21 protein-coding genes and 1 pseudogene are annotated in these 25,816 nt (G+C 59.2%); 11 read left to right on the top strand and 11 right to left on the bottom strand.

Annotation, left to right across the window (positions count from 1 at the left end; all coding sequences use genetic code 11):
• Nucleotides 1–15 precede the first annotated feature (15 nt).
• From E9954_RS14195 to alr, 4 genes and pseudogenes are all read left to right on the top strand, one after another.
• Nucleotides 16–186, top strand: a pseudogene (locus tag E9954_RS14195) (Fic family protein); the annotation flags it as partial.
• 137 nt (nt 187–323) lie between these two features.
• Nucleotides 324–1,730 carry a 3-isopropylmalate dehydratase large subunit gene (leuC, locus tag E9954_RS14190; RefSeq protein WP_136079809.1) on the top strand — a complete coding sequence of 469 codons (1,407 nt, stop codon included), beginning with the start codon at nt 324–326 and terminating at the stop codon, nt 1,728–1,730.
• On the top strand, nt 1,730–2,350 hold the full coding sequence (gene leuD / locus E9954_RS14185) for a 3-isopropylmalate dehydratase small subunit (protein ID WP_136079808.1): 621 nt from the start codon (nt 1,730–1,732) through the stop codon (nt 2,348–2,350). The genes leuC and leuD overlap by 1 nt, the downstream gene beginning before the upstream one ends.
• Before the next feature lie 73 nt (nt 2,351–2,423).
• On the top strand, nt 2,424–3,530 hold the full coding sequence (alr, locus tag E9954_RS14180) for an alanine racemase (protein ID WP_136079807.1): 1,107 nt from the start codon (nt 2,424–2,426) through the stop codon (nt 3,528–3,530).
• Here alr and E9954_RS14175 read toward each other — a convergent pair.
• Nucleotides 3,527–4,084, bottom strand: a complete 558-nt coding sequence (locus tag E9954_RS14175; protein WP_136079806.1) for a hypothetical protein — start codon at nt 4,082–4,084, stop codon at nt 3,527–3,529. The genes alr and E9954_RS14175 overlap by 4 nt on opposite strands.
• Nucleotides 4,085–4,096: 12 nt before the next feature.
• Nucleotides 4,097–5,146 (bottom strand): N-acetyl-gamma-glutamyl-phosphate reductase, encoded by a 1,050-nt coding sequence (argC, locus tag E9954_RS14170; protein ID WP_136079805.1) that lies wholly within the window; start codon nt 5,144–5,146, stop codon nt 4,097–4,099.
• Between the two features lie 91 nt (nt 5,147–5,237).
• On the opposite strand from argC, the gene E9954_RS14165 reads away from it, so the two are divergent.
• Nucleotides 5,238–5,726, top strand: a complete 489-nt coding sequence (locus tag E9954_RS14165; protein WP_136079804.1) for a metallophosphoesterase family protein — start codon at nt 5,238–5,240, stop codon at nt 5,724–5,726.
• Between the two features lie 7 nt (nt 5,727–5,733).
• Here the strand turns inward: E9954_RS14165 and glpK are convergent, their stop codons facing one another.
• Complete coding sequence (glpK, locus tag E9954_RS14160; protein ID WP_136079803.1) at nt 5,734–7,224, bottom strand: glycerol kinase GlpK; 1,491 nt, start codon at nt 7,222–7,224, stop codon at nt 5,734–5,736.
• 279 nt (nt 7,225–7,503) lie between these two features.
• Between glpK and E9954_RS14155 the strand changes: the two genes are divergently transcribed.
• Genes E9954_RS14155 through E9954_RS14145 form a run of 3 tightly spaced genes read left to right on the top strand, consistent with a single transcriptional unit; the run spans nt 7,504 to nt 11,148 of the window.
• The gene (locus E9954_RS14155; RefSeq protein WP_136079802.1) at nt 7,504–8,856 is read left to right on the top strand and encodes a vWA domain-containing protein; all 1,353 of its coding nucleotides are present in this window, start codon (nt 7,504–7,506) and stop codon (nt 8,854–8,856) included.
• Nucleotides 8,801–10,450 (top strand): sensor histidine kinase, encoded by a 1,650-nt coding sequence (locus E9954_RS14150; RefSeq protein ID WP_136079801.1) that lies wholly within the window; start codon nt 8,801–8,803, stop codon nt 10,448–10,450. The genes E9954_RS14155 and E9954_RS14150 overlap by 56 nt, the downstream gene beginning before the upstream one ends.
• Complete coding sequence (locus E9954_RS14145) at nt 10,447–11,148, top strand: response regulator transcription factor (RefSeq protein ID WP_136079800.1); 702 nt, start codon at nt 10,447–10,449, stop codon at nt 11,146–11,148. Before E9954_RS14150 ends, E9954_RS14145 begins: the two co-directional genes overlap by 4 nt.
• On the opposite strand, the gene E9954_RS14140 is transcribed toward E9954_RS14145, so the two are convergent.
• The 4 genes from E9954_RS14140 to murJ are packed head-to-tail and all read right to left on the bottom strand — an operon-like array spanning nt 11,121 to nt 16,063.
• Nucleotides 11,121–11,867, bottom strand: a complete 747-nt coding sequence (locus E9954_RS14140; protein ID WP_168442261.1) for an ATP-binding protein — start codon at nt 11,865–11,867, stop codon at nt 11,121–11,123. The genes E9954_RS14145 and E9954_RS14140 overlap by 28 nt on opposite strands.
• 40 nt (nt 11,868–11,907) lie before the next feature.
• Nucleotides 11,908–12,141, bottom strand: a complete 234-nt coding sequence (locus tag E9954_RS32505; RefSeq protein WP_168442260.1) for an addiction module protein — start codon at nt 12,139–12,141, stop codon at nt 11,908–11,910.
• A 50-nt stretch (nt 12,142–12,191) separates the two neighbouring features.
• The gene (locus E9954_RS14130) at nt 12,192–14,453 is read right to left on the bottom strand and encodes a DUF3160 domain-containing protein (protein ID WP_136079797.1); all 2,262 of its coding nucleotides are present in this window, start codon (nt 14,451–14,453) and stop codon (nt 12,192–12,194) included.
• A gap of 38 nt (nt 14,454–14,491) precedes the next feature.
• On the bottom strand, nt 14,492–16,063 hold the full coding sequence (gene murJ, locus E9954_RS14125; protein WP_136079796.1) for a murein biosynthesis integral membrane protein MurJ: 1,572 nt from the start codon (nt 16,061–16,063) through the stop codon (nt 14,492–14,494).
• Nucleotides 16,064–16,157: 94 nt separating this feature from the next.
• Between murJ and E9954_RS14120 the strand changes: the two genes are divergently transcribed.
• A complete protein-coding gene (locus tag E9954_RS14120; RefSeq protein ID WP_136079795.1) occupies nt 16,158–17,195 on the top strand; it encodes a UDP-3-O-acyl-N-acetylglucosamine deacetylase in 1,038 nt (345 codons plus the stop codon).
• Nucleotides 17,192–17,608 (top strand): secondary thiamine-phosphate synthase enzyme YjbQ, encoded by a 417-nt coding sequence (locus E9954_RS14115; RefSeq protein ID WP_136079794.1) that lies wholly within the window; start codon nt 17,192–17,194, stop codon nt 17,606–17,608. Before E9954_RS14120 ends, E9954_RS14115 begins: the two co-directional genes overlap by 4 nt.
• Nucleotides 17,609–17,629: 21 nt before the next feature.
• Here E9954_RS14115 and E9954_RS14110 read toward each other — a convergent pair whose 3' ends face one another.
• The 4 genes from E9954_RS14110 to E9954_RS14095 all read right to left on the bottom strand — a co-directional run bounded on the left by E9954_RS14110 (nt 17,630) and on the right by E9954_RS14095 (nt 23,175).
• On the bottom strand, nt 17,630–19,018 hold the full coding sequence (locus E9954_RS14110) for a maltoporin (protein WP_136079793.1): 1,389 nt from the start codon (nt 19,016–19,018) through the stop codon (nt 17,630–17,632).
• Nucleotides 19,019–19,089: 71 nt separating this feature from the next.
• Entirely contained in the window at nt 19,090–19,551 is a 462-nt protein-coding gene (locus E9954_RS14105; RefSeq protein WP_136079792.1) for a type II secretion system protein, read from the bottom strand.
• A gap of 76 nt (nt 19,552–19,627) precedes the next feature.
• Entirely contained in the window at nt 19,628–21,403 is a 1,776-nt protein-coding gene (locus E9954_RS14100) for an ABC transporter ATP-binding protein (protein ID WP_136079791.1), read from the bottom strand.
• A complete protein-coding gene (locus E9954_RS14095) occupies nt 21,400–23,175 on the bottom strand; it encodes an ABC transporter ATP-binding protein (protein WP_136079790.1) in 1,776 nt (591 codons plus the stop codon). Before E9954_RS14095 ends, E9954_RS14100 begins: the two co-directional genes overlap by 4 nt.
• A gap of 337 nt (nt 23,176–23,512) precedes the next feature.
• Between E9954_RS14095 and E9954_RS14090 the strand changes: the two genes are divergently transcribed.
• Nucleotides 23,513–25,696, top strand: coding sequence for a tetratricopeptide repeat protein (locus E9954_RS14090; RefSeq protein WP_168442258.1), 2,184 nt, complete (start codon nt 23,513–23,515; stop codon nt 25,694–25,696).
• Nucleotides 25,697–25,816 lie beyond the last annotated feature (120 nt).

Below are 25,816 nucleotides of genomic sequence, written 5' to 3'. Positions count from 1 at the left end.
CCCTTTTGTCCGTAATTGAAGCAGCTTTTCCAATGGTTGGAAGCGACGGAGCTGCATCCGTTGGTGGCCGGTGCGGTGTTCCACCACGAGTTTGAATTCATTCATCCGTTTGAAGACGGAAACGGAAGAATTGGGCGGCTGTGGCAGACATTGATTCTGAGCCGCTGGAACCCGGTTTTCGGCAACTGAACTGATGAATGAGATTTCCTTGCCGATAAAGGAAAACGCGCTGTTGCGAGTTAATCTAAATACCGCAAGGAATGGCTTGAACGGGGGAATGGGCTACCTATAATCCCCGGTTCGTTAAAATATAGGTAAAAATTATGGGAAAAACACTGTTTGAAAAAATATGGGACCAGCATGTCGTCAAGGAATTGCCCGGCGGCGAAGTGCTTCTCTACATCGATCGCCACCTCGTGCACGAAGTCACGAGCCCGCAGGCGTTTGAAGGTCTTAAGCTACATGGCCGCAAGGTGCGCCATCCGGAGCTGACCTTCGCAACCACCGACCACAACGTACCGACCGACAGCCGTGTCCGTGCGGATGTGACGGATCCGATTGCCGCGGCACAGCTTGATGCGCTTCAGCAGAACTGTTCGGACAACAACATCACCTTCTATGGCATGGAGTCCGACAAGCAGGGCGTTGTGCACATCATCGGCCCGGAGCAGGGCATCACGCTGCCGGGCACCACGGTGGTTTGCGGCGACTCGCACACGGCGACGCACGGTGCGTTCGGCGCCATCTCGTTCGGCATCGGCACCTCCGAAGTGGAGCATGTGCTCGCCACCCAGACGCTTCGCCAGAAAATGCCGAAGCAATACAAGGTTGAATTCAAGGGCAAGATTCCGACCGGCGTCACCGCCAAGGACCTGGTGCTTGAACTCTGCGGCAAAATCGGAACCGCGGGCGGAACCGGATGCGCATTCGAATTCTGCGGCGAAGCGATCGAGGAGCTTTCGATGGAGGGCCGCCTGACCGTCTGCAACATGGCGATCGAAGCGGGCGCGCGTTCGGGGCTGATTGCCCCCGACCAGACCACCATCGACTACATCACCGCCGAAGACCGCCCGTTCGCCCCGAAGGGCGAAGCGCTGGAGGAATCCATCGCCTATTGGAAGACGCTCTTCTCCGACGACGACGCGAACTACGACAAGGTGCTCGTGATCGACGTTGAAACGCTTGAGCCGCAGGTTACGTGGGGCACCAGCCCCGGCATGGTGACGGGCGTGAACAGCACCGTTCCGGCCCTTGACGCCGTGGCGGGATATGCACCGGAAGACGTGCGCGCCGCACTGGACTACATGGGCCTTGAGCCGGGCATGAAGATGACCGATATCAAGATCGACACCGTGTTCATCGGCAGCTGCACCAACGGCCGCATCGAAGACCTCCGCGCCGCCGCGAAGGTGATGGAAGGCAAGAAGGTTGCCGACGGAGTCCGCGTGCTGGTGGTTCCGGGCTCCGAAAAGGTTCGCTACCAGGCCGAAGCCGAGCGCCTCGACCGCGTGTTCCACGAAGCGGGCGCCGAGTGGCGCTATGCCGGCTGCAGCATGTGCCTGGCGATGAACCCCGACAAGCTGAAGGACAAGGAGCGTTGCGCTTCGACCTCCAACCGCAACTTCGAAGGTCGCCAGGGCCGCGGCGGCCGTACCCATCTCGTTAGCCCGGCCATGGCCGCAGCAGCGGCAATTCACGGACGTTTTGTGGACGTAAGGGAGATCGACTAATGGAAAAGTTTGAAACATTCACAGGAATCGTTTGTGCGGTCGACCGCGCGAACATCGATACGGACGCGCTGATCCCGAAGGAGCACCTGAAATCGATCAAGCGCACCGGCTTTGGCCCGGCGCTGTTTTCCGACTGGCGCTACACCGACGACGGTTCCGACAACGCCGGCTTTGTGCTGAACCAGCCGAAGACGCAGGGCGCCTCGATCCTCGTTGGCCGGAACAACTTTGGTTGCGGTTCCAGCCGCGAGCATGCCGTGTGGGCCGTTGCCCAGCAGGGCTTCAAGGTTGTGATTGCGCCGATCGAAGGCGATATTCCCGGCTTTGCCGACATCTTTCGCAACAACTGCGCCAAGAACGGCGTGCTGACGGTTCAGCTGTCGAGCGCGGACGTGGACAAGATCTTCCAAATGGCGGCATCCGACGAACCGCTGGAGGCGACGGTGAATCTTGAAGAGCAGAAGGTGGTCTTCGGTGACACCGAGTTTGTCTTCGAGGTCGAGCCGGCCGTGAAGGAAAAACTGCTGCAGGGCCTGGACGATATTGCCGAGTCGTTGCTCTACGAAGCGGACATCACCCGCTTCGAGTCTGGCCATCGTACGCAGATGACCGGCGCTTAGCCTTTCCAAGCATTGGAAGAACGGCTACAACTTAAAGCTTCCGGTTTCCGGGAGCTTTTTTTGTGCACATACTATGAAAAACTATCTGACAGCATCCATTTCCGCCTCCGCCGTGAGGCATAATATCCAAGTTCTCCGTGGGTTGATCGGCGAAGGCGTGAAGCTTTGCCCCGTGGTGAAGGACGACTGTTTCGGGCATGGGATGGACGTGCTCTATCCGGTGCTGGCCGAGCTGACCGATGGCTTTGCGGTGGCCGCACCGCTGGAGGCCTTGGAGCTGCGGAGCAAGGGATACCACGGGTTCATCCTTTGCTTCCTTTCCGCCTACTTTGATGATTTCAAGATCCAGGACGAGCTGGTCTGGCAGGAGATCACCCAGACCGTGATGTCGAAGTCGGCGCTGGAATCGATCCAGGCCGCCGCCCGGCGCGTTGGGAAGCGCGCCAAGGTGCATCTGAAGGTCGATACGGGCATGGGGCGTCTCGGCGTTCCGGCCCAGCAGGCGGTAGACCTGATTAAAACCATCAATGCCACCGACGAGGTGACCTTGACGGGGATCTATACCCACTTTGCCACGGCAGACGAAGTGGACCGAACCTCAACCTTCCGGCAGCTGGAGCTGTTTGAGTCCATCCTGGCGGAGGCCGGCAACATTATGCGGCACGCGGCCAACTCGGCGGCAACCCTGGATTTGCCGGAGACCCATTTCGACATGGTTCGCCCGGGGATTGCGGTCTATGGCTGCCATCCATCCGATCAACTGAAAAGCAACGTGGGGCTGCAGCCCTGCATGTCGGTGAAGGCGAAGCTGATCGCCGTCAAACACATTCCCGCAGGCAGCCACAGCGGCTATGGGCTCACGCATCGCTATGATCGCGACAGCCGCGTCGGCGTGGTGCCGATCGGTTATGGCGACGGCTATTTCCGGAACCTATCCAACAAGGCGGTGGTGCGCATCAACGGACGGGATGCACCGGTGCGCGGGCGGGTTTCGATGGACCAGATGACCGTCGATGTAACCGATATTACCGATGTGAAGGTCGGCGACGAGGTCGAGGTGATTTCGTCCGACCCCACCGCTCCGAACTGTGTTGAAAACCTGGCGCGGTTGGCCGGTACGATCCCGTATGAGATCACGTGCCACCTTGGCCATAACATGCGGCACGAGCTGGTGGATTAAGGCTGTAGTGCTTCCGCCGACTTCTTGAAAGCATCGGCGCAATCCGGGCAGATGCAGTGGCTGAACTCCATCTTGGTGTGCTGCCTCAGGAAGTGGTCGACATCCTGCCATTCGCCACCGTCGTCCACGATCTTTTTACAGGTGCTGCATAGGCTGTGGATGCCGCCGGGTTCCTTGACCTGGGCCAGCACGTTCTGCAGGCGGTCGTTGGTTTCTTCCAATTCGGTTTCCTTTTTGGAGAGGGCTTTTTTTTCCCGCCGCAGGAAGCCCATGCCGATGGCCGCCAGAACCTGCATGGAGATATAGGCCGGGGAGCTGGCCAGCTTAATGAAATCGCGGACGATCACATGGTTGCCGTAAACCAGATCCGTCAGCGGAACCAGAAGCATCGCCATCACCAGCCCGGTAACCGTTCCGAAAAACCAGGCGGCCAGGCCGACGATTCCGATTCCAAGGATATAGTAGGGTTGGTCGCTGGATACAAAAAGCCGAAGCGTCAACAGGTAGAGTGCTGTCGCAATCAACAATACCGCGGCTTTTAGTATCTTGTTCATACTTGTACCCCTTTAGGGATACTGTCCAGCAGATGCAAGACCTATGCCAGAATCGAAGCCGAACATCAGGTTCATGTTCTGCAGGGCGTTGCCCGCTTGGCCCTTCATCAGGTTGTCGATGTGCGAAATCACCCGCAAACGGTTGTTCCGTTCGTCCACATCCACCGTCAGGTTGCAATAGTTGGTGCCCCGGACGTCGGCGATGCTGGCGGGGGTCCGGGCATCCTGAACCCGCACGAAAGGATTGTTTTTGTTGAATTCCTTGTAGACTTCGAGCAGCTGTTCGCCGGTTTGGCCTTCAAGCGAAGCATACAGGCACGACATGATGCCGCGGCAAACCGGAACCACCTGGGCCGTGAAGGTAATCTGCACGTCGTCCTCGCCCAGCAAGCCCAACTCCTGCTCGATCTCGACCACGTGCTGGTGGCCGGCGAGCTTGTAGGCATTCATGTTGTCGTAGCGGTTCGGGTAGTGGAACGCTGCATTCGGCTTCTTGCCCGCGCCCGAAACCCCCGTTTTGCAGTCGCAGATAATGCTCTTGGTGTCGATGATTCCGGCCTCGACCGCCGGCGCCAGACCCAGTATGCAGCTGACCGCAAAGCAACCGGGATTTCCAACGATGGTCTGGGAATCGGTAACATCGTGCAGCTCCGGAAGTCCATAGACCGTTTCGGTCAGCAGGGCCGGGGATTTGTGGACGGGATCCAGCCCGATGAAGTTGGCATACTCCGCGTAGCGCTCAACGGTTCCGAAACGGAAGTCGCCGCTATAGTCGATCACCTTTGCGCCGCGCGCAATCTCTTCTTCGGCCGACTGCATTCCAACGCCGTCGGGCGTGGAATAGAAAACCACGTCGTAGTGTTCCTTCGTTTTGGGATCGTCGGGCGAAACGATAACGTCATCGCAAAACCCGCGCAGATGCGGGAAAACATCGCTCATTTTCCGTCCGGTGTCCGACAGGCTCACCAGACAGCCGATTTCCACTTCCGGGTGCTTCAGCAACAGCTCGGTAATCCCGACTCCGCCATATCCCCCCGCGCCAACAACTTTTGCCTTTATCATGAATCAACTCCTCATCAAAAAATGAGGGGAAAACCTAAACCACCGTCCTAAGCGAATCGACACAAAACTTCATCTATGCGACTCTGTTTCCATGAAATTCGGCCTATTATCCGACACCCATGGGAATTTGGAAGCCACCCGCAAAGCCGTGGAGGTGTTTCGCCAGTCCGGGGTTTCCGCCGCGTTCCATTGCGGGGACATCGGGTCATACGATGTGCTCAGCGAGCTCGCCTTTCTACTCGTCCCGGTGCATGCCGTGCTCGGAAACGTGGATGCCTATTCCAACGATTGGAAGTTTTTTCCCTCCGACGTCGGCATTCATCTCCATGGCCGGTTTGGTGACATCGAAGTGGGCGGGTATCGCATTGCCCTGCTGCACAGCGATGATTCGAGGGCGTTCAACCAGGCGGTTTCTTCGGGCGAATACGATTTTGCGTTCACGGGCCATTCCCACGAAGTCCACGATTACACCGAAGGGCGGACGCGTTGCATCAATCCGGGAACGGCCGGAAGAGGTGCGCCGAACACCTGCGCGGTGCTGGATTTGGATTCGGGGCTTTTGCAGGTGGCGAAACTGTAGCCCTGGCTTACGTTTCCCAGTCTTTGCAACGTTCGACGGCTTTTTTCCATTTCGCGAACCGGCTCTCGGCTTCGTCTTTGCCGATCTGCGGTTCGAACGTCCGGTCGACCTGCCGGATCGCGGAAATATCGGCCGCGTCTTTCCAAAAGCCGACGGCCAGGCCGGCCAGCGCCGCGGCGCCGAAGGCGGTGGTTTCAACCAGCTTGGGGCGTTCGACCGGAACCTGAAGCAGGTCGGCCTGGAGCTGCATCAGCAGGTTGTCGGCGCAGGCTCCGCCATCGACCTGGAGCGAGGGCATCGGCTGGCCCGTATCCTTTTCCATGGCGCGCAGGACTTCCAGCGATTGGAAGCAGATGGCCTCCTGCGCCGCCCGGGCGATGTGCGCTTTGCCCGTTCCCCGCGTCAGGCCAATGAGGATGCCGCGCGCATGCGGATCCCAATGCGGCGCACCCAGCCCGGCAAAGGCGGGAACCAAATAGACGCCTCCGGTATCGGGAACCTGGGCGGCGAGCTTCTGGATATCGGACGAGGATTCAATGATGCCCAGCCCATCGCGCAGCCATTGGACGACGGCGCCACCGATAAACACGCTGCCTTCCAAGGCATAGTTCACTTCATTGCCGCGCTGCCATGCCACGGTCGTCAGCAATTGGTTTTCCGAAACCACCGGTTTTTCGCCGGAATTCATCAGCAGGAAGCAGCCGGTGCCGTAGGTATTCTTGGACGAGCCGGCTTCGAAGCAGGCCTGGCCGAACAGGGCCGCCTGCTGGTCGCCGGCGATGCCCGAAATGGGGCACCCGCATTCGCACTGGAATTTATCGACCGAGCCGTAGACCTCGCTCGATGCGCGAACCTCGGGCATCATGCTTCTCGGAATGCCGAGCAGGCCAAGCAGTTCGTCGTCCCATTCCAGGGTGTGGATGTTGAAGAGCAAGGTGCGGGAGGCATTGGAAACATCGGTGATGTGCCGATGCCGGTCGTTGGTCAGATTCCAGACCAGCCATGAGTCGATGGTGCCGAAGGCCAGCTCGCCGCGCTCGGCCTGTTTGCGGGCGCCCTCAACGTTGTCGAGCAACCATTTGATCTTGGTGCCGGAAAAGTAGGGATCGAGCATCAGCCCCGTCTTTTGCCGGAACAGCGGTTCGGCGCCGTCGGCCTTGAGTTGGGCGCAGATGCCGGCGGTGCGTCGGTCCTGCCATACGATGGCGTTGTGGATCGGCTGTCCCGTCTTTCGGTTCCAGACCACCGTCGTTTCGCGCTGGTTGGCGATGCCGATGGCAACGATATCCTCGCAATGGACCCCGGCGTGGTGCATTGCTTTTCGCGCCGTGAACTGCTGTGTTTCCCAAATGTCGTTGGGATCGTGTTCCACCCGGCCCGACTGGGGGAAGTGCTGTTTGAATTCGCGCTGCGCCACCGCACGCACCGTGCCCGATTGATCGAACAGGATTGACCGCGAACTGGTGGTGCCTTGATCCAATGCCAGAACACATTTCATGGTCTGGAGTATAATTTCCCCATTCCGGATTTGAAGAACTAATTGCAAGGAATCCGGTTGCACCACGGCAATGCGTCCGGCCCCGGCCTTGGGGGGCGACCATTATCACACCTTGTGAGGTGTGATAATGGTGGTCTGCCGGAGGATTCCATGACATTTCTTTTACAATCCTTTTACCCCCTCATGACCACTGGTTCCGGAAACGGGCTAACCTTCTTTCGTAAATCGTTGACGGGCGACCGTGACAGAGGAGAAGGAACCTACTAGCATGGAGACAGAATGATGAATGCATTGGGCAAACAGTTGGCAGTGGCAGGAATGTTGGTGGCGGGGGCGGCGCAGGCGTTGCCCGAAGTGGTGTGCCGGGTGGAAATGGATCGGGATGTGGTCTTTGCCGGGCAAAGGCAGACGGCGGTGGTGAAGGTGACACTCGACGCACCGGTGGTGCCGCGCCGGGAAGAGCGTCCGCCGGTGAATCTGGGCATTGTGCTGGATCGGTCGGGCTCGATGGCGGGGGATAAGATTGAAAAGGCGCGGGATGCGGCGATTGCCGCCCTGCGGCGGCTTGGGGCGCAGGATACGTTTTCGCTGGTGACCTATAGCGACCGGATCGAGACCGTTGTTCCGGCGCAGAGCGCGTCGAACACCGCGTGGATCGAGCAAAAGATCCGGGCCATCACCACCGGCGGCAATACCGCGCTGTTCGCCGGGGTGGGGCAGGGCGCTTCCGAAGTTCGGAAAAACCTCTCCCGCGATTCCGTCCACCGCTTGCTGCTGTTGTCGGACGGCAAAGCCAATTCCGGTCCCTCCTCGCCGGAGGAACTCGGACGGTTGGGCACGGCCCTGCGCAAGGAGGGCATCTCGGTCTCGACCATCGGGGTTGGCACCGACTACAACGAAGACCTCATGACGCTCATGGCGCAGAACAGCGATGGCAACACCTACTTTGTTGAATCGAGCGCCGATCTGCCACATATCTTCAGCAAGGAGCTGGGCGATGTCCTTAGCGTGGTGGCCAGCCGGGTCGTCATTGAGGTGGAGTTTCCCGCAGGCATCCGGCCGATCCGGATCATTGGCCGCGATGGGCGGGTTGGGGCGAACACCGTGCAGGTTTCGTTGAACCAGCTCTATGGCGGTCAGGAAAAGTATGCGCTGATCGAGGTGGAGCTGCCGGAAAGCGCCGAGGGCGAGGTGCGCAAGGTGGCCGATGCCCGCTGCACCTACCAGGATATGCTCGCCAACCGTTCCAACACCACATCCGGCCAGGCGATGGTTCGGTTCAGCAAGAAACCGGAGGAGGTCGAGCAGAGCGTCAATATTGCCGTGGGCAAGGAGGTGATGCTCAACCGGGCCGTCGAGCTGCAGGCCCAGGCCATCATTCAGGCCGACAACCGCGACTACGACCAGGCTGCCGAAACCATGGGCCGGAACTCGGCTGTCCTGATGGATTATGCCGATCGCTACAACGTACCTGAACTCAAGGAAGAGGCGGAGACCTACCAGCGGCAGGCCGAAGAAATTAAACTGAAGAAGGTTTTGTCTCCGACGCAGCGTAAGGAAATGAAAACCCGCAACTATGAAATCCAGAACCAGCAGCAGTCATCGCTTCCGCAAAAGGAGAAGAAGGATTAGGAAACCCCCGGTCATATTCTATGGCGTGTTGCTGCTATTGCCCGCCATCCTCATTGCGGGGGTGGCGGCGCGCCTGCTTTCGCACGAGCAGGAACGGCTCGCCCGCGCCCACGAGGAAGCGGCGCGCGGAACGCTGCAAGCCATCCGGGATTCGGTGGACTATTCCGTTCGTTCCGCTTGCGACCAGGTTGCGGGGTTGTTGATCGCCTTGCGGAACGCGGACTATCCCGCCGGCCTGTCCGCGCTGGAGGAGCGCCATCCACTGGTTCGCAACGCATTTGTCTGGGAGCCGGGGGATGGATTGGTTCTGCCCGATCCCGCCCTGCCGATGACGCGGGAGCAGAAGGGATTTGCGACGCGTTATGGTACGTTGTTCGAGGGCATGCGTCAGTGGCCTGGCAGCGGGGATGACGACGCTGCGGAGCCGTCGTCGCTCAAGAGAAGCTATCGGCGCGCAAGCCCGCCGTCACCCGCTTGGAAGAGCGGCTGGATTCCATGGTTTTGGGAAGACCGCCTCTATATGCTTGGTTGGGTTGAGATGGGCGATGATGGGCGCTTCGGCGCGGAACTGGAAATGGCGGCGCTGCTTGCCGATCTGCTGTCTGGCTTGCCGAAGGAAATGCCCGACGGTCAAATCCTGACGCTCGTCGATGGCGGCGGGCGCGAGATGTACCGCACGGGCGATATCGGAAAAGGCGGATTCGAATCCGCCCTGCGCATACCCATCGGGGAAATGCTGCCGCACTGGGAACTGGTTCTATATACGCCGGACGGAACATTCCGCAGAGCCGGAACCGGGTTTGCGGTGTTGACCGCGGTTCTGGTTTCCATCCTGTTTGTCGTGCTCTTTGCGTCGGGCGGCCTGCTGTTGCGCGAGGCGCACCGCAACCGGATCGATGCCGAGCAAAAGACCTCGTTTGTCTCCAATGTCTCGCACGAACTCAAGACACCGCTCACGACCATCCGCATGTATGCCGACCTGCTCGCCGAAGGCCGGGTGTCCGACCCCGTTAAGAAGCGACGCTACCTTTCCACCATCGTTGGCGAAAGCGAGCGGCTCACGCGCCTGGTCAACAACGTGCTCGATTTCAGCCGGTTGGAGCAGCACCGCAAGAAATATCAAATCAGCGCGTTCGATTTGTGCGAGCTGCTGGAAGAGACGCTCCAGTCCCAGCGCATCCGGTTGACCGAAGCCGGAATGGATCTTGAGCTGGGGCATCCCGGCGAAGCCGTGATGGTCGAGACCGACCGGGACGCCATCCAGCAAGTGGTTCTCAACGTGGTCGATAACGCCATCAAGTATGCGGCTTCGGGGAAGAGGCTGTCGGTCCGGCTGTCATCGGGCACCGGGTGCCATCGCATTGCCATCGCCGATGCCGGCGGGGGGATCGGCGAACCCCATCGCCGCCGCATCTTCGAGCGGTTCTACCGCATCGATAGCTCCATCACCGCCAACCACCAGGGCTGCGGGCTTGGCCTGGCGATTGCCCACCGCCTGCTGGTTGATCTCGGTGGCGGGCTGGAATACGAACCCGCCGAAGGCGGCGGCGCGTGCTTCGTGCTCAAACTACCGTTGAAAGGGGATGCCGCATGAAATCCATTCTGATTGCCGAAGACGACGAAAACATCCGCACCGGACTCGTGGACCTATTCGAAAGCGAGGGCTATCGGGTGCAGGCCGCTCCCGACGGGAACGCCGCTCTCGATTGCCATGCCGCCGGAACGTTCGATCTCGTTTTACTCGATGTCATGATGCCCGGGAAAAGCGGCTACGACGTCTGCCGCGAAATCCGCAAAACCGATGCGGCCACGCCGATCATCATGCTGACGGCCAAGGGCGAGGAGATCGACAAGGTGGTGGGGCTGCAGCTCGGTGCCGACGACTATGTGACCAAGCCCTTCGGTGTGCATGAATTGATTGCCCGCACCGAAGCCGTCCTGCGGCGCACCATGCGGCCGGTGGATGATCGCAACGATCTGCCCGCCGAATTCTTGTTTGGCGATGCCCGGATCAATGCCAAGCAATACACGGCGGAGGTGGGGGGACAAGTCCATCCGCTCACCTCCCGCGAGATGGAGCTGCTACGCTGTTTCCATGGTCGCGCCGGCGAGGTGCTCAGCCGGAACCAGTTGCTCGACATGGTCTGGGGCGTCGATTATTTCGGCACCACCCGCACACTTGACCAGCATATTTCCCAGCTAAGGAAAAAGGTGGAGGCCGATCCCTCGTCGCCAACCACCATTGTCACGGTGCACGGCGTTGGCTACCAATACCGGGAATCCAGCAAGTAATCCGTTCGGACGTCCTTCATGGAGTGGAGCATGCTTTTCCCGACGTGGGGGAAGTCCGTTTCCAGCTCTTTCAGTAGGCGCTCGATCCGGGCGCGGTCACCGGTTTGGTCGAGCTGGTCGGAATAGTCGCATTTTCCGGTGTCGGGGAAGTCGTAGGCCGTGGCGCAGGTTTCGATCAAATCCTTCGGGGCATAGCAGAGCGGGCGGATGATGCGCTTGGTTCCGCCGTCGGCTGGGACGTTCGGCCCCATGGTTTTCAGGCCGGTTCCGCGGAAGAGGCCCATCAGCAGGCTGACGCATAGGTCGTCGCGGTGTTGGCCGAGCACCAGTTTGTTCGCTCCGATTTCGTCGGCATAGCCATGGATGAAGCCGCGCCGAAGGCGGGAGCAAAGGCCACAGGGCTTGCCTTGGGTTTGCTTCTCGATAATGAGTTGGGCAATGGGGGTTCCGATAATCCTGAGGTTCCATCCCTGCTCCTCGGCATAGGCGGCGAGCGGGGAATGGTCGATGCCCTCGAAGCCTTCGTCGATGGTGACCGCAAAGAGGTCGAACGTGACCGGAGCCCGCTTTTGCAGGCGGTCGAGCACATGCATCAGCATCATCGAGTCCACCCCGCCGCTAATGCCCACCAGCAAAAGGTCACCGTTTTGGATCATTTCATAATCAACAACGGCCTTGCCCGCGAGGCGGCAGAGTTCGGCATAGGTGTCTCCTCCCATGGATTTTATTTCCGACAATAACCGGGTTTGCGGTACAGGTTCATTTCCTGAATCTCTCTTGCACTTCCTCGAATACAGCATCGCCAGGGATGGTTTTTTCCTTGCCTTCCCTGATGTTGTTCAATCGTCTATGCGATTCCTCGATCCACGCACTTTCGATTTCGGTTTCGGTGGGGACGGTCTTAATATGCAATAGCCGATCGACCAGTGCCAACCGTTCATCGGTTGGCAAGTCCAGCGCTTCGTTGTAGATTTTTTCAGCCAGTGCGGTCATGGTGTGTCCTCGCTTTGTTTCGCAAGCATAATACCTGTCGTTGCGTTTTATCAATCCCGGAATTCCGGCGCCGCGAGGCCGTCGCCTTGGAGGATCGGCTTGATCCATTCGGGGACGGCGGGACGCGTGCTCGGCGGTGCTGGTTCCTTCGGTTTGAAGGCATCCAGGAAACCTTGTACTAGAGAACGCTTGGGCTGCCATTTTGTGGAGCCGAGCATGGTTTTCCATTCCGCGTCGTTGAGGCGCGTGGGGTGTGCGAATTCGTAGTAGGGCAGCAACGCGCCGGTGCACAGGATGGTTTTGCCTTGCCATGGGTAGAGCACATGCAATTTGCGCGGGCGGGCAATGCCGACGTGCAGGTGTTGTCCGGTGTTGATGTTGGAGTAGACGTCCACGATTTTCGGGGCGTCATCGCGGGGGTTTACATACGAGTTTCCTTCATGGAACATCAGATTGGCGAGAGCATGGCCATAGTTGCGGATATACTGCTCTTCCCGCCCGTTGAAGGTCAGGTTGCGCAGCTGCTTGTGGGCAATGGCTTCCAGTTGCCGGCTCATGCGCTCGAGATCGTCCCACTTTTTCGGAAGGTTGCCGTTGATGCTTTCGAGCATCGCCAAGGCTTCGGGGTGCGCACCGATGTCGCCGGTTTCGATGGCGTGCTCGATGATTTTCAGCCACGCCACGTTTTCCCGGTAGAGCTGGGCTGAACCATATTTGGCTTCCGATGGGGTGACATGCATCAAGGCATAGGCGGTAAGGAGCACGGACTGGTCGTCGTTGGACTGGTCGTGGAAGAAGTCGAGGAACTCGTCTTCGGTCTGGAAGGCACCGCACTTTTTCTCGAAGATCCGCAGGTTTTCGGCGGCGAGGGAATAATCGGCTTCAAGCGCCCCGCACCGCTCGATGGTGGACTTGGTTCCATAGGCCAGGTTCGCCATGCGCGCGAAGAATTCGGGGTTCGGCTCGACAAAGCCAGCGGGCTCTCCTGAGCCGCACATCCAGGACATGGATTGCTTGGCCTGGAGCGCCCAGGTGTGGCGCATTTGCACCCAGCTCCCGAGGAGGGTGTTGATGCTTTTGGTTTGCCATGCGTCGCCGTTTATAAATACCGGCGCGGCGGGTTCGGCGGGGGCGGTCAGGGCGCGCAGGACATGCAGGTAGTTGCCGTAGAGGTTGTAGCCGCGTGGGCGTCGGCGGGGAGTGAAAACATGTTCTTGAAAAAGGTCGGCATTGGCGTCGATCGTTTCCAACGTGAGGTTGTGATTGGAATCGGCCAGCAGTTTCCTTGCATGCGCCGATCCGAGGGCTGCCGCCACTTCCAGGCCTGTCGGGAGGGCGCGGTTCTCCACCTTGCTGGTTGTTTGCTCGAACAACATGGCGCTCGGGGTTTGGTAGGCGGAAAGAATCCGGAAAGCGGGTTCCGTGTCGTTGATTTTCCCCGTCTGTTGCTCTTGCGCTTGGTCGGCATATTCCATCCGCATCTTGTCCAGCTCCCCGCTGTCGAGGTTGACGCGAAGCCGGTATTCATTGATGGAGAAAACGTCGAGATTGTCGAGGCGGCCCAGGAGTAGGCTGTAGTCGATCAAGTCGGTTTCATATCTTGCGGGAGCGGCCTCGCTCAGCAGCAGCATGGCAAGCAGCTCTTCATCTTGGCTGATGCGGAACGGGATGGATTGGAGCCAGGAGAAGGCGCGGAAATAGCGGGATAGCTTTTCGGTTCGGGTATAGAAGCCGCGCGGCTTGTAGCGGTTGTAGTCGATGCCCATGAAGGAGGGGGAGGGCGTGCCGAGCCATTTCGGCATGCGTTGCCCGTTGCCCTTTTCGATCCGCGCGCACTCGTCTGCCAGGATCGCGTCGAGTTGCTTGTTGCCGGTTTGGAACGACTCATCAGCCAGCCGCAGGGCAATGCCGCAGACCAACCGGGCGCGCTTGCGCGCGGCTTCAAGCAGTTTGGGATCGCCCTCGATTTCCGTTCCCGCTTCGTCGAGCTTTTCCATGATGGTCCGGAGGAATTGCGGCAAGTGCTGCGCATTGGTGTTTTCAAGGCGGAAGATGGTCTCTTCGTAGAGCAGGTGGTAGGCGTTGAGCAGCGAATCGGAGGTGATGAAAACGGAGCCGCCACCGAGATAGACCGAGAAGACCTGCTTGAAGGCTTCGTCGACGACCAGGATACGATCCTTTTCCAGTTGCGCCATGGCCTGTTCGTCCAGCCCGCGTTTAGTTGCGGCGGCTTTCCATGCGGTGGATTCGCTGGTTTCCGCCTGGCGTGCGCAAAGCCCCAATAGTGCCAATGCCACTAGGCAATGTTTCATCGCATGCTCCCGGTTTGGTTACAGTTCATCGTGTCGGACTACTTCCGCAAGGCGGCTTTAATCTCACGCAGTTCCGGGGCCTTGAGGCCGAGGGCGAGGATGAAGTAGGTGCCGCCGCCGACCCCCACGGCGAGTGCCACAGCCGCCAGCTGCGCAAACTTGGGCGGGAGCAGGTTGGCCAGCACGGGTTGCGAGTGGCGGGCGGTCAGCCAGGCGGCGGCGGCCATGACGAAGGCGCTGGCGAGGTATCGCATAAAGCTGCGGGATATGGAGCGCCATGGGATGTTGCCCACCTTGCGCGCCAGCAGCATGCCGAGCACGGCCATGCCGAACAATTCGGCCACCACGGTGGAAAAGGCCATGCCGGCATGTTTCCAGTATTCGGGCAGGGTGAGGATCAGGACAATGTTCAGCACCAGGTTGAGCAGGACGATGTAGACGCCGATGCGCACCGGGGTTTTGGTGTCCTGCAGGGCGTAGAAGGCCGGAACAAAAACCTTGGCCGCACTGAAGACGATGAGGCCGGGGGCATAGAACACCAGCGCCCGCGCACTGAGCAGGGTGGACTGGGCATCGAAGCTGCCATTCCACTCGAAAATGGCGGAAAGAATGTTGGGCGCAAGAACCAGCAGGCCCAGGGCGGCGGGCGTCATGATGAACGCAAGGTGGCGCAGGGCATCGCCAATGGTTCGGCTCATGGTGGAGTGGTCGCCATGGGCCGCATGGGTTGAGAAGGTGGGCAGCAGCACGGTTCCCATGGCCGTGGCAATGATGCCCAGCGGGAAATAGATCATCCGTTCGCTATAGAAGAGGGCCGCCGGCGCCCAGGGCCCGATCCACATGGCCAGAAGGCGGTCGATGAGTACGTTGAACTGGGTGACGGCCATGCCGAGTGCGGCAGGCCCCATCAGCAACAACATTTGGCGGACGCGGGGATCGTTCCAGCGGCTGGAGAACTTGAAGGGGCATCCAAAGCGCTTGAGCGCCGGGAGTTGGATGAGCACCTGTGCCGCGCCGGCCAGCAAGACCCCCCAGGCCAGCGCCAAGGCGCGGTTGGAGGGGCTCTGGCCCACAATCGGGAAGACCACCAGCATGACCACGATCAGGATCAGGTTGAGCAGGCAGGGCGCAAAGGCCGAGGTGGCAAAATGCTTGAACGAATTGAGCACGGCCATGGAGAGGGCCGCCGTGCAGATCAACAACACATAGGGGAACATGATGCGCGCCAACTCGAAGGTCGTGATCCATTTTTCGGAGCAGCAGGGGAGTTTGATTCCTACCGAAAACAGCAGGACTCCGACAATGGCGATGGTGGTGAGAAAGGCGGCGGTCATGGTGACCACCTTGGCGGCCATGTCCCACGCCGCCTTGTCGCCCTGCTTGGTGCGCGTTTCGATGAACACGGGGATGAAGGCGGCCGAGAGGGCCCCTTCGCCAAACAACCGGCGGAACAGGTTCGGAATGGTGAAGGCCACGAAAAACGCGGACGCCATCAGCGAGGTGCCGAAGTGGTAGGCGATGATGATGTCGCGCAACATGCCAAGGCCGCGGCTGAGCAGCGTAAAGCTGCCGACCACGCCGGCGGAGCGGATAACCTTCGCGTCCTTCAAGCAGAGCCCCCTTGGTTTTGATTGCGTTAGGTGAACGAAAAAACTAAATGTAGGTCATTCAAAAGGGCAGATCAAAACAGAACGGATTCAATTTATGACAAATCCAGGCACCATTCTGATGGGCGATGGCGATGCCATCAAGGCGTCCTGCAACGAAATGGACCGGCTCCCGGTTGATTGGGACTTGAGCGACAAGCAGGTCGAGCCGGTGCGCAAATACCAGACCACCCTGAAGGAGTCGGCCACGATTTCCGGCCCCGGTACCTTCATGGGCAAGGCGATGCGCACCATCAGCTTCGAACCGACCAAGCAGGAGGGGTGGTGGCTCGACCGCACCGACCTGCCGCATACCCTGCCGATCCGGGTGGGTATTGCCAACGTTTGGACAACCGGGCAGATCGTGAGCAACATTGTTTTGCGAAGCGGGAATCCGCACAACTATGTGCGCATGGTGGAGCATATCGTCTCCCTGCGCATGGGCATGGGCATCGACAACATGATGATCAAGATCGATTCGGGCGATCCGCCGCTGTTCGAGCAGGGGAGCCTCGACTTGGTCGAAGCGCTCGATCAATGCGGGAAGGTGACCACGGACAAGCCGGTTCCGTATGTGACGGTGAAGGAGCCCGTGACCGTTGGCGGAACCTATGGCGATTTCGTGACGCTGGCACCGCCCGACGATTTGGACAATCCACAACTCACCGTCGATTGCGCCATCAATTTCAAGACGGCCATTGGCCAGCAGCGCATCAAATTCCCGGTTTGCGAGGAGCTCACGCGGATGGCATCGATTGCCCGCACCAACACCTCGCTGGCGAAGGTGGTCTACTGCGCAACGATCGGCCGCATCTTTGCGGATGTTCGGCATCTGGGCTACAACACCAAAAACGTGTCCATCGCCGGCAAGCGGCGCTACATGAACGAACCGCGCCTGATCCACGAAGGCAAGGCGCTGGAGGCGGCATGGCACCGGGCGGTGTTGGATCTGCTGGCGGCGATTGCGCTCATCAACAACGGCTTGTTCATCGGAAAGATCACGTCCTATAAAGCCGGCCACCGCCTGGACTGCGAGTTGGTTCGGCAACTTTATCTGAATCAAGTGCTCGTACCTTTGGAGGAATTGAAAAAATGAAGTCCTATCGAAAAGAACTCTGGTTCGAGGCATCCCAGCGCCGGCAGATCATCCACATCACACCCCAGATCGAGGAATGCCTGCGCGAGTCGGGCATCCAGGAAGGGCTATGCCTGGTGAACGCCATGCACATCACGGCGGCGGTATTCATCAACGACAACGAGGGCGGCCTGCATTCCGACTACGAGCGATGGCTCGAAAAGCTCGCACCCGAGAAGCCGTACGACCAGTATGCCCACAATGGCTACGAGGACAATGCCGATGCCCATCTCAAGCGCACCATCATGGGGCGCGAGGTGGTGGTGGCCGTAACCAACGGCCAGCTCGACTTCGGCCCGTGGGAATCGATCTTCTACTACGAACTCGACGGTCTGCGCAAAAAGCGCGCGCTGGTGAAGATTATCGGGGAGTAGGGGCAGGCTTCAGCCTCCCCATTACCACCACGCCTCCATCTGGACGCCGGCCGAGATGCCCTGCGTTTCGTTGCCATAGCCGACGGGGGCGACCATGCCTTCGAAGCCATCCGACCACGTGGCATAGGTGAGGAATGCGCGTATGGACGGGCGGGAAAAATGTTTTGCCGCCGGTTGGATCTGGGGGGCCAGCGTGAACTTTCCCACCACGCCCTCGGGGCCGCCCTTTTGGTTGGTGTAGTCGGCGCCGGCCTCGAAGGCCAGCGAGAAAAAGTCGTTGAAGTGATAGACCGGACGCGCACCAATGGAAACCCAATCGATGGTGTTCATGGTGTCGAAGCCGTTGTCGTAGCGTTCGTAGATGGCTGCGGCCTGCAGCGATAGCGGCGATCCATTGTCGATCACGATGTCGTCGGTGATTCTCAGGCGCATGGTATCGTCGGTGGCGATGCGGTTGATGTTGGTGTCGATGGCCACACCTTGGGGGGCGGTGATGACGGCCCGGAAGTTGTCCGCGGCCCCGGCGCCATACTGGATGGTGAAGCGGTTCGCCATTTCATCGGTCAAATCGGATTTGAGGATGGCGCCCGCCGCCCAGCCCAGACTATCTTCGATGGTGATGGTGTTGCCCGCCCCGTCGTCGAGCTGGTCGCCGGCAAAGTCGGCGAGATCCAGGGAGAGGGCCAGGGTGCCAATGCCCACCGGTATGTCGTACAGCCTGAAATCGAATGTGTTTTTGTTGAAGTGGTAGTTGTTCTGGTAGGTGGTTCCGTCCGAATCCAGTTCATCGATCGATCCCCCAAGCCAGGCGAAGGCCCATTTCATTTCGTCGCCCAGCTCCACATCCTCAATCCCGCCGCCGAAGCCGGCCATGTCGCGGAAGAAAAAGTCGTTGATGTGGATGTCGAGGTGTTCGTAGAAGCGGTTGCCTGCCCAGAACATGGCCTCCTTCTTTGCATCCCAGACCCCGCGGGCGCCGGCATAGGCCTCGCGCAGGGAGGTGGTGGTGTCGAACGCATTGTTGTCGGTGGTTGGCGTAACGTAGGCAAATGTCAGCTTGGTGTAGAAGTCTACGTTGTTATCGATCAAGGCCTGCGTCCGGAAGTTTTGCTGGAAGGAGGCTTCGATGTAGGTTTCGGCCTCGTTGCCCAGCCGGTATTTGGCGCCGGCGTTCGGTGCCTTGAAGGATTCCATGGCATCGCCGTTCCCGTTGGCGCCAAGGCCGGCCCGGAAATAGCCGTGGAACTCAAAGTCGAGTGTTTCCCGACCGGGGGCGGAAGAATCCGCCGCGGATTGGGTTTCCAGGGCCGCGATGCGGGCTTCGAACTCCTGGCGGAGCTGTTCGGTGGATTCGTCGGCATAGGCCAAGCCAACCGTTGCGATAACCAGACACAACATTGCATTCTTCATGGCATCCTCCGTAGGTTTTGAAACCAATATAGGAGAATTCAATGAATTTTCAAGAGTTGATTGCTCCGGGGCTAATGCTCGATAATATACATGTAGCCGCCGGAGCGTTTACGAAAATCGCCGGAGGCCAGGTTGCCGTCATCAAGCGTCTTATCAATCTTTTCCATCAGGTCTTCGTTCCAGTCGGGGCCGTAGACCGAAATGGCGGCTCTTATGCCGAATACACGGTGATCCCAGTCCCATTGGCCTCCGATCACCGTTTTCTCATTCCATCCGAAGGATTCCAGATAACTCGACATGCCCTTGGGCATAATCCCTGGCGTTGAGTCGGGCGGGTAACCCCCTTCTTCGATGGAATAGTTCATGAAAGCGTGGGCAACCGTCCGGATTTCGTGGGAAAAGCGTTTGCTCCGGGCCCGCTTGCCCGCTTCATTCAAGGAGGGCAGGGCAAGACTGGCCAATAGACCGATGATCGATGTGCTGATCATGATCTCCATCAAGGTGAATCCACGGCTGTTTGTTCGAAATCCCATCCTGCCGGTACTCAAGCATGTTGGATGCCATGATTGTTTTTCTTAATAAGTAGCCATTTTGCCGTCGCCGGGATTCTCAAATTTGGAAATTTGAGGGCTGGTCGGGCGAGTGCATGAGCAATTCGTAGAGCTGGCGGTAGTAGCCATCGTGCGCCATGAGCTCATCGTGCGTTCCCTGGTCAACCAGCTCACCATGGCGCATCACCAGAATACGGTCGGCATGGCGGATGGTTGAAAGGCGGTGGGCAATCACGATGCTGGTGCGGTTGGCCATCAGTTTGGCCAGCGCATCCTGGATGAGCATTTCAGTGGCGGTGTCCACGCTGGCGGTGGCTTCGTCGAGCACGAACAGCAACTCCGGATCCTGCGCCAGTGCGCGTGCCATCACCAGCAATTGCTTCTGGCCGAGCGACAACCCTTCGCCGCGCTCGTTCAGTTCGGTGTCGTAGCCCTTCGGCATGGCCTCGATAAAACCATGGGCATTGACGGTCTTGGCGGCACGGACCATATCCTCGCGTCCAATGCCCGGGGTGCCCAGCCCGATGTTGTCGGCCACGGTGCCGGTGAAGATGAACGGATCCTGGAAGACATAGCCCAGCCGTCCGCGCAGGTCGTGCTTGCCGAAGTTGCGCACGTCGATGCCATCGATCGTAACCGAACCGCGCTGCACATCGTAGAACCGGCCGATCAGGTTGATGATCGTGCTCTTGCCCGCCCCCGTTGCGCCGACCACGGCGAGCACCTGGCCCGGTTCCACTTCGAACGAAAGGTCCTTGATGACCCAGTTGTTTTCATTGTAGGCAAACCAGACGTTGTTGAACGCGATGGTGCCGGCAATGCGCTCCGGCGATTCCGGTACTGCGGGATCGTTGATCAGTTCCTCCTTGTCAAGCAGGCCGAAAACCCGCTCGACCGAGGCCATGGCAATCTGGAACGACCCCGCCTTGTCGGAGAGCGAACCGAGCGGGTGGAAAAAGTTGCGCACGTAGGCGAGGAAGGCGATCAGTTTGCCGATCGTGACCATGTCCGAACCCTTCATGATGGCAAAGCCACCTACGGCAAGCGTGATCAGGATGGCGATAACCTGCCCGCCTTCGATGGAGGGGAAGTAGAGGCTGAACCAGCGGACTTCGTCGAAGTAGGCGGTGCGGAGCTTCGTATTGCGGGTGTCGAAATCCTGCAACGCGCTGGCCTCGCGGTTGAAGAGCTGGATGGTGGTCATTCCGGTGAGGTCTTCCTGCATGAGCGCGTTGAGCTTCGATTGCCGGTCTCGGATATCGCGGTTCGCGTTGCGTAGGCGGGTGTTGATGAAATACATCAACGCAAACAGGAGCGGCATTGTTGCGAAGATCGAAAGCGAGAGGGCCGGGCTGAACCAGATCATGTAGCCCATGATGCCGAAAATCATGAACAGGTCGGCGATCGACCCCACGACGCCCTCCGTAACAAAATGCTGCAGCCGCTCGATGTCGGAGGTGACGCGCGTCATCAGCGTGCCGATGGCGGTGTTGTCGAAATAGGCCTGGTGCATGCGGAGCACCTTGCGGAACACTTCCAGCCGCAGGTCGTAGATGATCTTTTGCCCAATCCAGGCCGTGAGCATCGCCTGCGCATAGCGAACCAAATGGCCGGCCGCCGCCATCGAAATGTAGAGGACGCCGAGTCGTAGCAGCAATTCCATGCGCTCCCCGGGCGGGGAGCCGGAGTCGAGCAGGCATAGGTCGGTAATCCGTTGAAGCAGCACCGGAAGGAAGTTCACGACCAGCGAGGTGAACATGATCAGCGCAAAGGCCAGCGCAAGCCACCGCCAATACGGCGCCGAATAAGAGAGGAGGCGTCGGGCCATTTTCATGAATCCCCCTCCAGTCGTTCTTCCAGCTGCTGCATGGTGTTGAGCTCGGAATAGTAGCCCGGTTGCCGAATCAACTCCTCGTGCGTGCCGCGCTGGGTGATCCGGCCATCCTCGATCACGATGACCTCGTCGGCATAGCGCAGGGTTGAAACGCGGTGGCTCACGAAGAGCGTCGTGCGCTCCGCCATCACCGGCTGGAGCTTTTCCATGATCGCCGCCTCGGTCTGCGTGTCGACCGCCGAAAGGACGTCGTCGAGCACGAGGATCCTGGGGCGGCGCGCAATGGCGCGGCTGATTGAGGTGCGCTGCCGCTGCCCGCCGGAGAGGGTGACGCCGCGCTCGCCGAGCATGGTCTGGTATTGGTCGGGGAAATCCAGTACATCGTGGTGCAGGTGGGCGATGTCCGCCGCCCAGCCGATCGTCTCCATGTCGGCATCCACCACACCGAAGCCAATGTTGTGCTCCAGGGTACGGGAAAACAGCACCGGCTCCTGGGCGGCAAAACCAATCACGCCACGCAGCGCGTTCAGGGAAATATCCCGGATATCCGATCCGCCGATCTTCACCGCTCCCTGGGTCGGGTCCATCAGGCGGGCCACCAGCGAAACCAGCAACGTCTTGCCGCTGCCGGTCGGGCCCGTAATGCCCAGCGTTGTCCCCTCGGCAATGTCCAGGTTGATCCCGCTTAGGAAGGTTCGGTCTTCGATTTCCAGCTCGACGCCTTCGAAACGAATATCCCCGTTCGAAGGTCGAAGTTCAACGTTCGAGGTTCGATGTTCAAGCGACGATTCCCGTTCGAGAATCTCGCGAACCCGAATCCAGCTGACCTTGCCGCGCTGCGTCAGGCTCAGCACCCAGCTGAGCGCCAGCAACGGCCACTGCATATAGAGCAGATACTGGATGAACTGCGTCAGGGTGCCCACCGTCAGTTCGCCCTGCATGATTTTTTTCCCGCCCACGATGAAGATCAGGATGGTGCCGAGGTTGAACCAGAACGCCATGAACGGGAAGAGGCTCTGGCGCGTGCCCTGCATCCGCATCGTCTTGTTGATCAGGCCGGAGTTGAGATCCGCAAATGCGGCGTTGCGCCGCCGCTCCAGTGCAAAGCCCTTCAGGCAGCGAATGCCGGAAAAGCTTTCCTGCGAATAGTTCGAAACCTCCGAAACATGCTCCTGCAGCGCCTGCTGATGGCGGCGCATCACCCGCAGGATCAGGAAAAAGATCAGCACCATCGGCGTGAACAGCGCAATCACGATGCCCGCCAACTGCGCGTCGGCAATGCCCATGACGATCGATGCAAAAACAATTACCGTAATCGTCCGCGTGCCCTGGAGGAAGCCCTGGCCGATCGAGTCGCGGATAATATTGATGTCCGACGACATCCGCGTCATCAGATCGCCCGTGCGTTCCGAGCGGTAGTATTCCTGATCCAGCGTCGTCAGGTGGGCGAACACATCCCGGCGCAGCTCATATTCAATCTTGTGCGACATCTTTTGCGGGATCTGCCGCAGCCATCGCGAAAACGCCAGCGACACTACGCCGATCAGCAGGAAGGCGCCTAGATACTGCCACAGCAGTTCCCGCGTCAGCGTTCCCTCAATCAACCCGTCGATCACCCAGCGGATCACCACCGGCATCGCCAGGTTCGCCCCCACCGTAACCATCGCGCAAACAAACGTCGCAACGATTTCCTTCCGGTGAGGAATGAGATACTGGCTTAATCTGGTCGAGGGTTTGCTGATCGGGTTTCTCCTGCTTGATCGTCCCATCATACAGGTTTCCAATGGAAGATCACGTGCCGGAGACGGAATTTCTTTTTTCGACTCCTCTCGCTGGTTTCAGTTAACCCGACCATGACAAATACGTTGGCCGTATGACATAAATGTTTGTAACACTTTTCTAATCTCGTTTGCATTGACAGTAAGTATGTCGTGTTGCTATGTGGGGATAAGGTTGGTCTGGGGGAATTGTTGAGAAGGGGCGTATCACAGGTTGCCGGGATCTTTGCTTATCCAGCTCGAATGATTTTTTGTAATCATGCCATCCCTGTCGCGTTGTAATGGGTGGAATCAAAACCATGCGGTTTATGAAACGAAAGGATTGGGAGTTATGTTGACTTGGATTAAATGGAGAGCTGCGATTGCGCTGTTGTGCATTATTTCCATGGTGTCGTGTGGCAGGAAGGACGAGGGCTCTTCTCCGGAGGTCAAGATGCCGAAGGTGGAAAAGACGGCGTTGAAGGCGCTGTCGGCGGATGGTCGCAAGGTGCTGGCATTGATTGACGAGGGGCGGTTGGATGCGATCGATGATGCGCTTCGTGGATTGGAGCATAGCGATCCGGACGAGGCGCTGGTGCTCCGGGCCTGTGCCGACCTGTCCCGCGACTGCTGCTACAAGTTCAATCCGTCGGCTGCCGAATTTTCCAAGACGCTGGAAGAGATGCGGGGCATGCCTCATTTCAATATGCTCAAACAGCAGGTCGGGATCATGCGGCAGCAGGTGGGAGTGGTTGACCCTGTGTCCGATTTCGAGGCTGCGGCGGCAAGTGATCGCAAGTGGAAAACACTTTGGCCGGACTTGGCGTTCGGGCGCATGGTCCGGAAGTTGCGAGCCTTGGCGGCCGAGGGGGAAAGCCTGACTCCGTTTCCTGCAGGGGCCTTTTTTTCGCCGGATAAGCGCTATATAGCCAACGGCATCCTTGAGGGCATTTCGGAGCTTGACGGTGCGGTGCTTTTGGATTCCCCGCTCAAACCGAAACCCGAGCCCGGCATGGCAACTCTGATGGCAAAGATCCATTCGCCCTCCTACATGCAGGATCTGGCGATGGAGCGGTGGGGCGAGGAGCTGGTCGAAGAACGCGAATCGTACAAGCACTTTTTCCTGCCCGGGGTATGGTTCGAGGTGGTCGGTGCGGTTGCCGCGAGAGATTCCGGGGTGTGGAAGGAATGGCGCAAGGGTTTTGTTGACGTGGCGGAGTGCTATGCCCGTCGGGGGTGTTTTTCTTCTTCCCTGATGGTGTGGATGTGCATTTGGGAGTTCGACGGGGTTGAGTCCGGCAAGGTTGTCGACAACGGCTTCGACAAACTCGATGAATATGTTGAAACGGCAGGCTCGGCGGCGGAATCCCACGGTTTGATGGTGGCGTCCGGCTATTGGTGGGACTATGCAAACGCGGCCGGTTCCTCTGCCAACGGTGGGGATCGGTTGCTGGCACTGCTGAATAAAACCGCGCCCCGCAGCAGCATCCACGACCGGGCGGCGCTTGCCGTCCACGCCGAGTTGCCTTTGGATAGGGTGGATCTGCGCGTCCAGGTGCCGGACGTGCCGTGGGCGAGCAACGAAAAAGCGGTTGCTCTGCACGAGAAAGCTGCTGCGGTTACAGGCGATATGGAGAAAAAGAAACACCTGATGCTGGAGGCCTACGGGCTTGGCAATGCCGATGCCATGATGGCGGTGGGTGTGATGCACCTCTATGGCATGCTGCCGGACAACGACCATAAGGAAGCCATCCGTTGTCTGGAGCTGGCGGCAGAGGGGGGATCGTCCGCAGCGTGGAACCAGCTTGCCATCCTCCACCTCAATGGGCAGGGCTTCGATACCGATGCCGGAAGGGCGTTTCATTGCTACCGCCGCGCTGCTGACCTGGGCAATCCGGATGGGCTGCACAACCTGGCCGGCTATTATGAGTCGGACAACTGCTATAACAACCAGTCGCTCTCCCTGGAGTTGCACAAGGTTGCAGCGGACGCCGGCAGCGCCGCATCCTGTTTTGGACTCGGCTGTTTCCTTTTCAACGGTGCAGGTATGCCGGCTGACCATGCCGCCGCAGCGGAATGGTGGGAAAAGGGCGTGGCACTCGGTCATGCCGATTCAATGTTCAACCTCGGCCTCTTGTTGGCGGAGGGGGCTGACGGGGTGGTGCAAAATAAGCTGCGTGCCTTGGAGTTGGTGCAGCAGGCGGCTGCTTTAGAGCATGGCGATGCGCTCTGTACGCTCTATTTTGTTTTCAAGCAAGGGGGCAGCGGGATCACAGAGCAGCAGGCCATGCAATACTTGCAGGCCTCGGCCAACCAGGGCTGCCAGGCCGCCCTCGATGAAATTGCGCTGCTTCGACGGCAGGAATCCGCCCGCCGGGCGCACCAGCAAAGGCAACTGCAAAGCCAGCAGTACAACAGCGGGGGCTACTACGGCAACCAGGCCGATTCCTACGACCAGGAAGCAATGCAGCGGGCCATTGAATCGAACAACCGCCGGATGCGGAACTACCAGATGAACCAGTATAGGGTATATTAAGGTCGTTTAAGCTCCATTGATCCAAGTCGGGTTCCATCCGTTAATGAACATCAATGCGCAGATGCGGGCCGCACCAGTACGTCGGTATGGGCGGTGAACTTGGTCGAGGGGCGGGGCGGG

Source organism: Pontiella desulfatans, assembly GCF_900890425.1.
Classification (GTDB): Bacteria; Verrucomicrobiota; Kiritimatiellia; order Kiritimatiellales; family Pontiellaceae; genus Pontiella; species Pontiella desulfatans.
This window is presented reverse-complemented; position numbering and strand designations above follow the sequence as displayed.

Coding starts and splice junctions, on each gene's coding strand:
- E9954_RS32505 (WP_168442260.1), bottom strand. CDS start 12,141: ATGACCGCACTGGCTGAAAAAATCTACAACGAAGCGCTGGACTTGCCA.
- E9954_RS14140 (WP_168442261.1), bottom strand. CDS start 11,867: ATGGGAGGAGACACCTATGCCGAACTCTGCCGCCTCGCGGGCAAGGCC.
- leuD (WP_136079808.1), top strand. CDS start 1,730: ATGGAAAAGTTTGAAACATTCACAGGAATCGTTTGTGCGGTCGACCGC.
- E9954_RS14105 (WP_136079792.1), bottom strand. CDS start 19,551: ATGGGATTTCGAACAAACAGCCGTGGATTCACCTTGATGGAGATCATG.
- E9954_RS14110 (WP_136079793.1), bottom strand. CDS start 19,018: ATGAAGAATGCAATGTTGTGTCTGGTTATCGCAACGGTTGGCTTGGCC.
- glpK (WP_136079803.1), bottom strand. CDS start 7,224: ATGAAATGTGTTCTGGCATTGGATCAAGGCACCACCAGTTCGCGGTCA.
- argC (WP_136079805.1), bottom strand. CDS start 5,146: ATGATAAAGGCAAAAGTTGTTGGCGCGGGGGGATATGGCGGAGTCGGG.
- E9954_RS14175 (WP_136079806.1), bottom strand. CDS start 4,084: ATGAACAAGATACTAAAAGCCGCGGTATTGTTGATTGCGACAGCACTC.
- alr (WP_136079807.1), top strand. CDS start 2,424: ATGAAAAACTATCTGACAGCATCCATTTCCGCCTCCGCCGTGAGGCAT.
- leuC (WP_136079809.1), top strand. CDS start 324: ATGGGAAAAACACTGTTTGAAAAAATATGGGACCAGCATGTCGTCAAG.
- E9954_RS14150 (WP_136079801.1), top strand. CDS start 8,801: ATGAAATCCAGAACCAGCAGCAGTCATCGCTTCCGCAAAAGGAGAAGA.
- E9954_RS14095 (WP_136079790.1), bottom strand. CDS start 23,175: ATGATGGGACGATCAAGCAGGAGAAACCCGATCAGCAAACCCTCGACC.
- E9954_RS14165 (WP_136079804.1), top strand. CDS start 5,238: ATGAAATTCGGCCTATTATCCGACACCCATGGGAATTTGGAAGCCACC.
- E9954_RS14115 (WP_136079794.1), top strand. CDS start 17,192: ATGAAGTCCTATCGAAAAGAACTCTGGTTCGAGGCATCCCAGCGCCGG.
- E9954_RS14145 (WP_136079800.1), top strand. CDS start 10,447: ATGAAATCCATTCTGATTGCCGAAGACGACGAAAACATCCGCACCGGA.
- E9954_RS14100 (WP_136079791.1), bottom strand. CDS start 21,403: ATGAAAATGGCCCGACGCCTCCTCTCTTATTCGGCGCCGTATTGGCGG.
- E9954_RS14090 (WP_168442258.1), top strand. CDS start 23,513: ATGTTGACTTGGATTAAATGGAGAGCTGCGATTGCGCTGTTGTGCATT.
- E9954_RS14155 (WP_136079802.1), top strand. CDS start 7,504: ATGATGAATGCATTGGGCAAACAGTTGGCAGTGGCAGGAATGTTGGTG.
- E9954_RS14120 (WP_136079795.1), top strand. CDS start 16,158: ATGACAAATCCAGGCACCATTCTGATGGGCGATGGCGATGCCATCAAG.
- E9954_RS14130 (WP_136079797.1), bottom strand. CDS start 14,453: ATGAAACATTGCCTAGTGGCATTGGCACTATTGGGGCTTTGCGCACGC.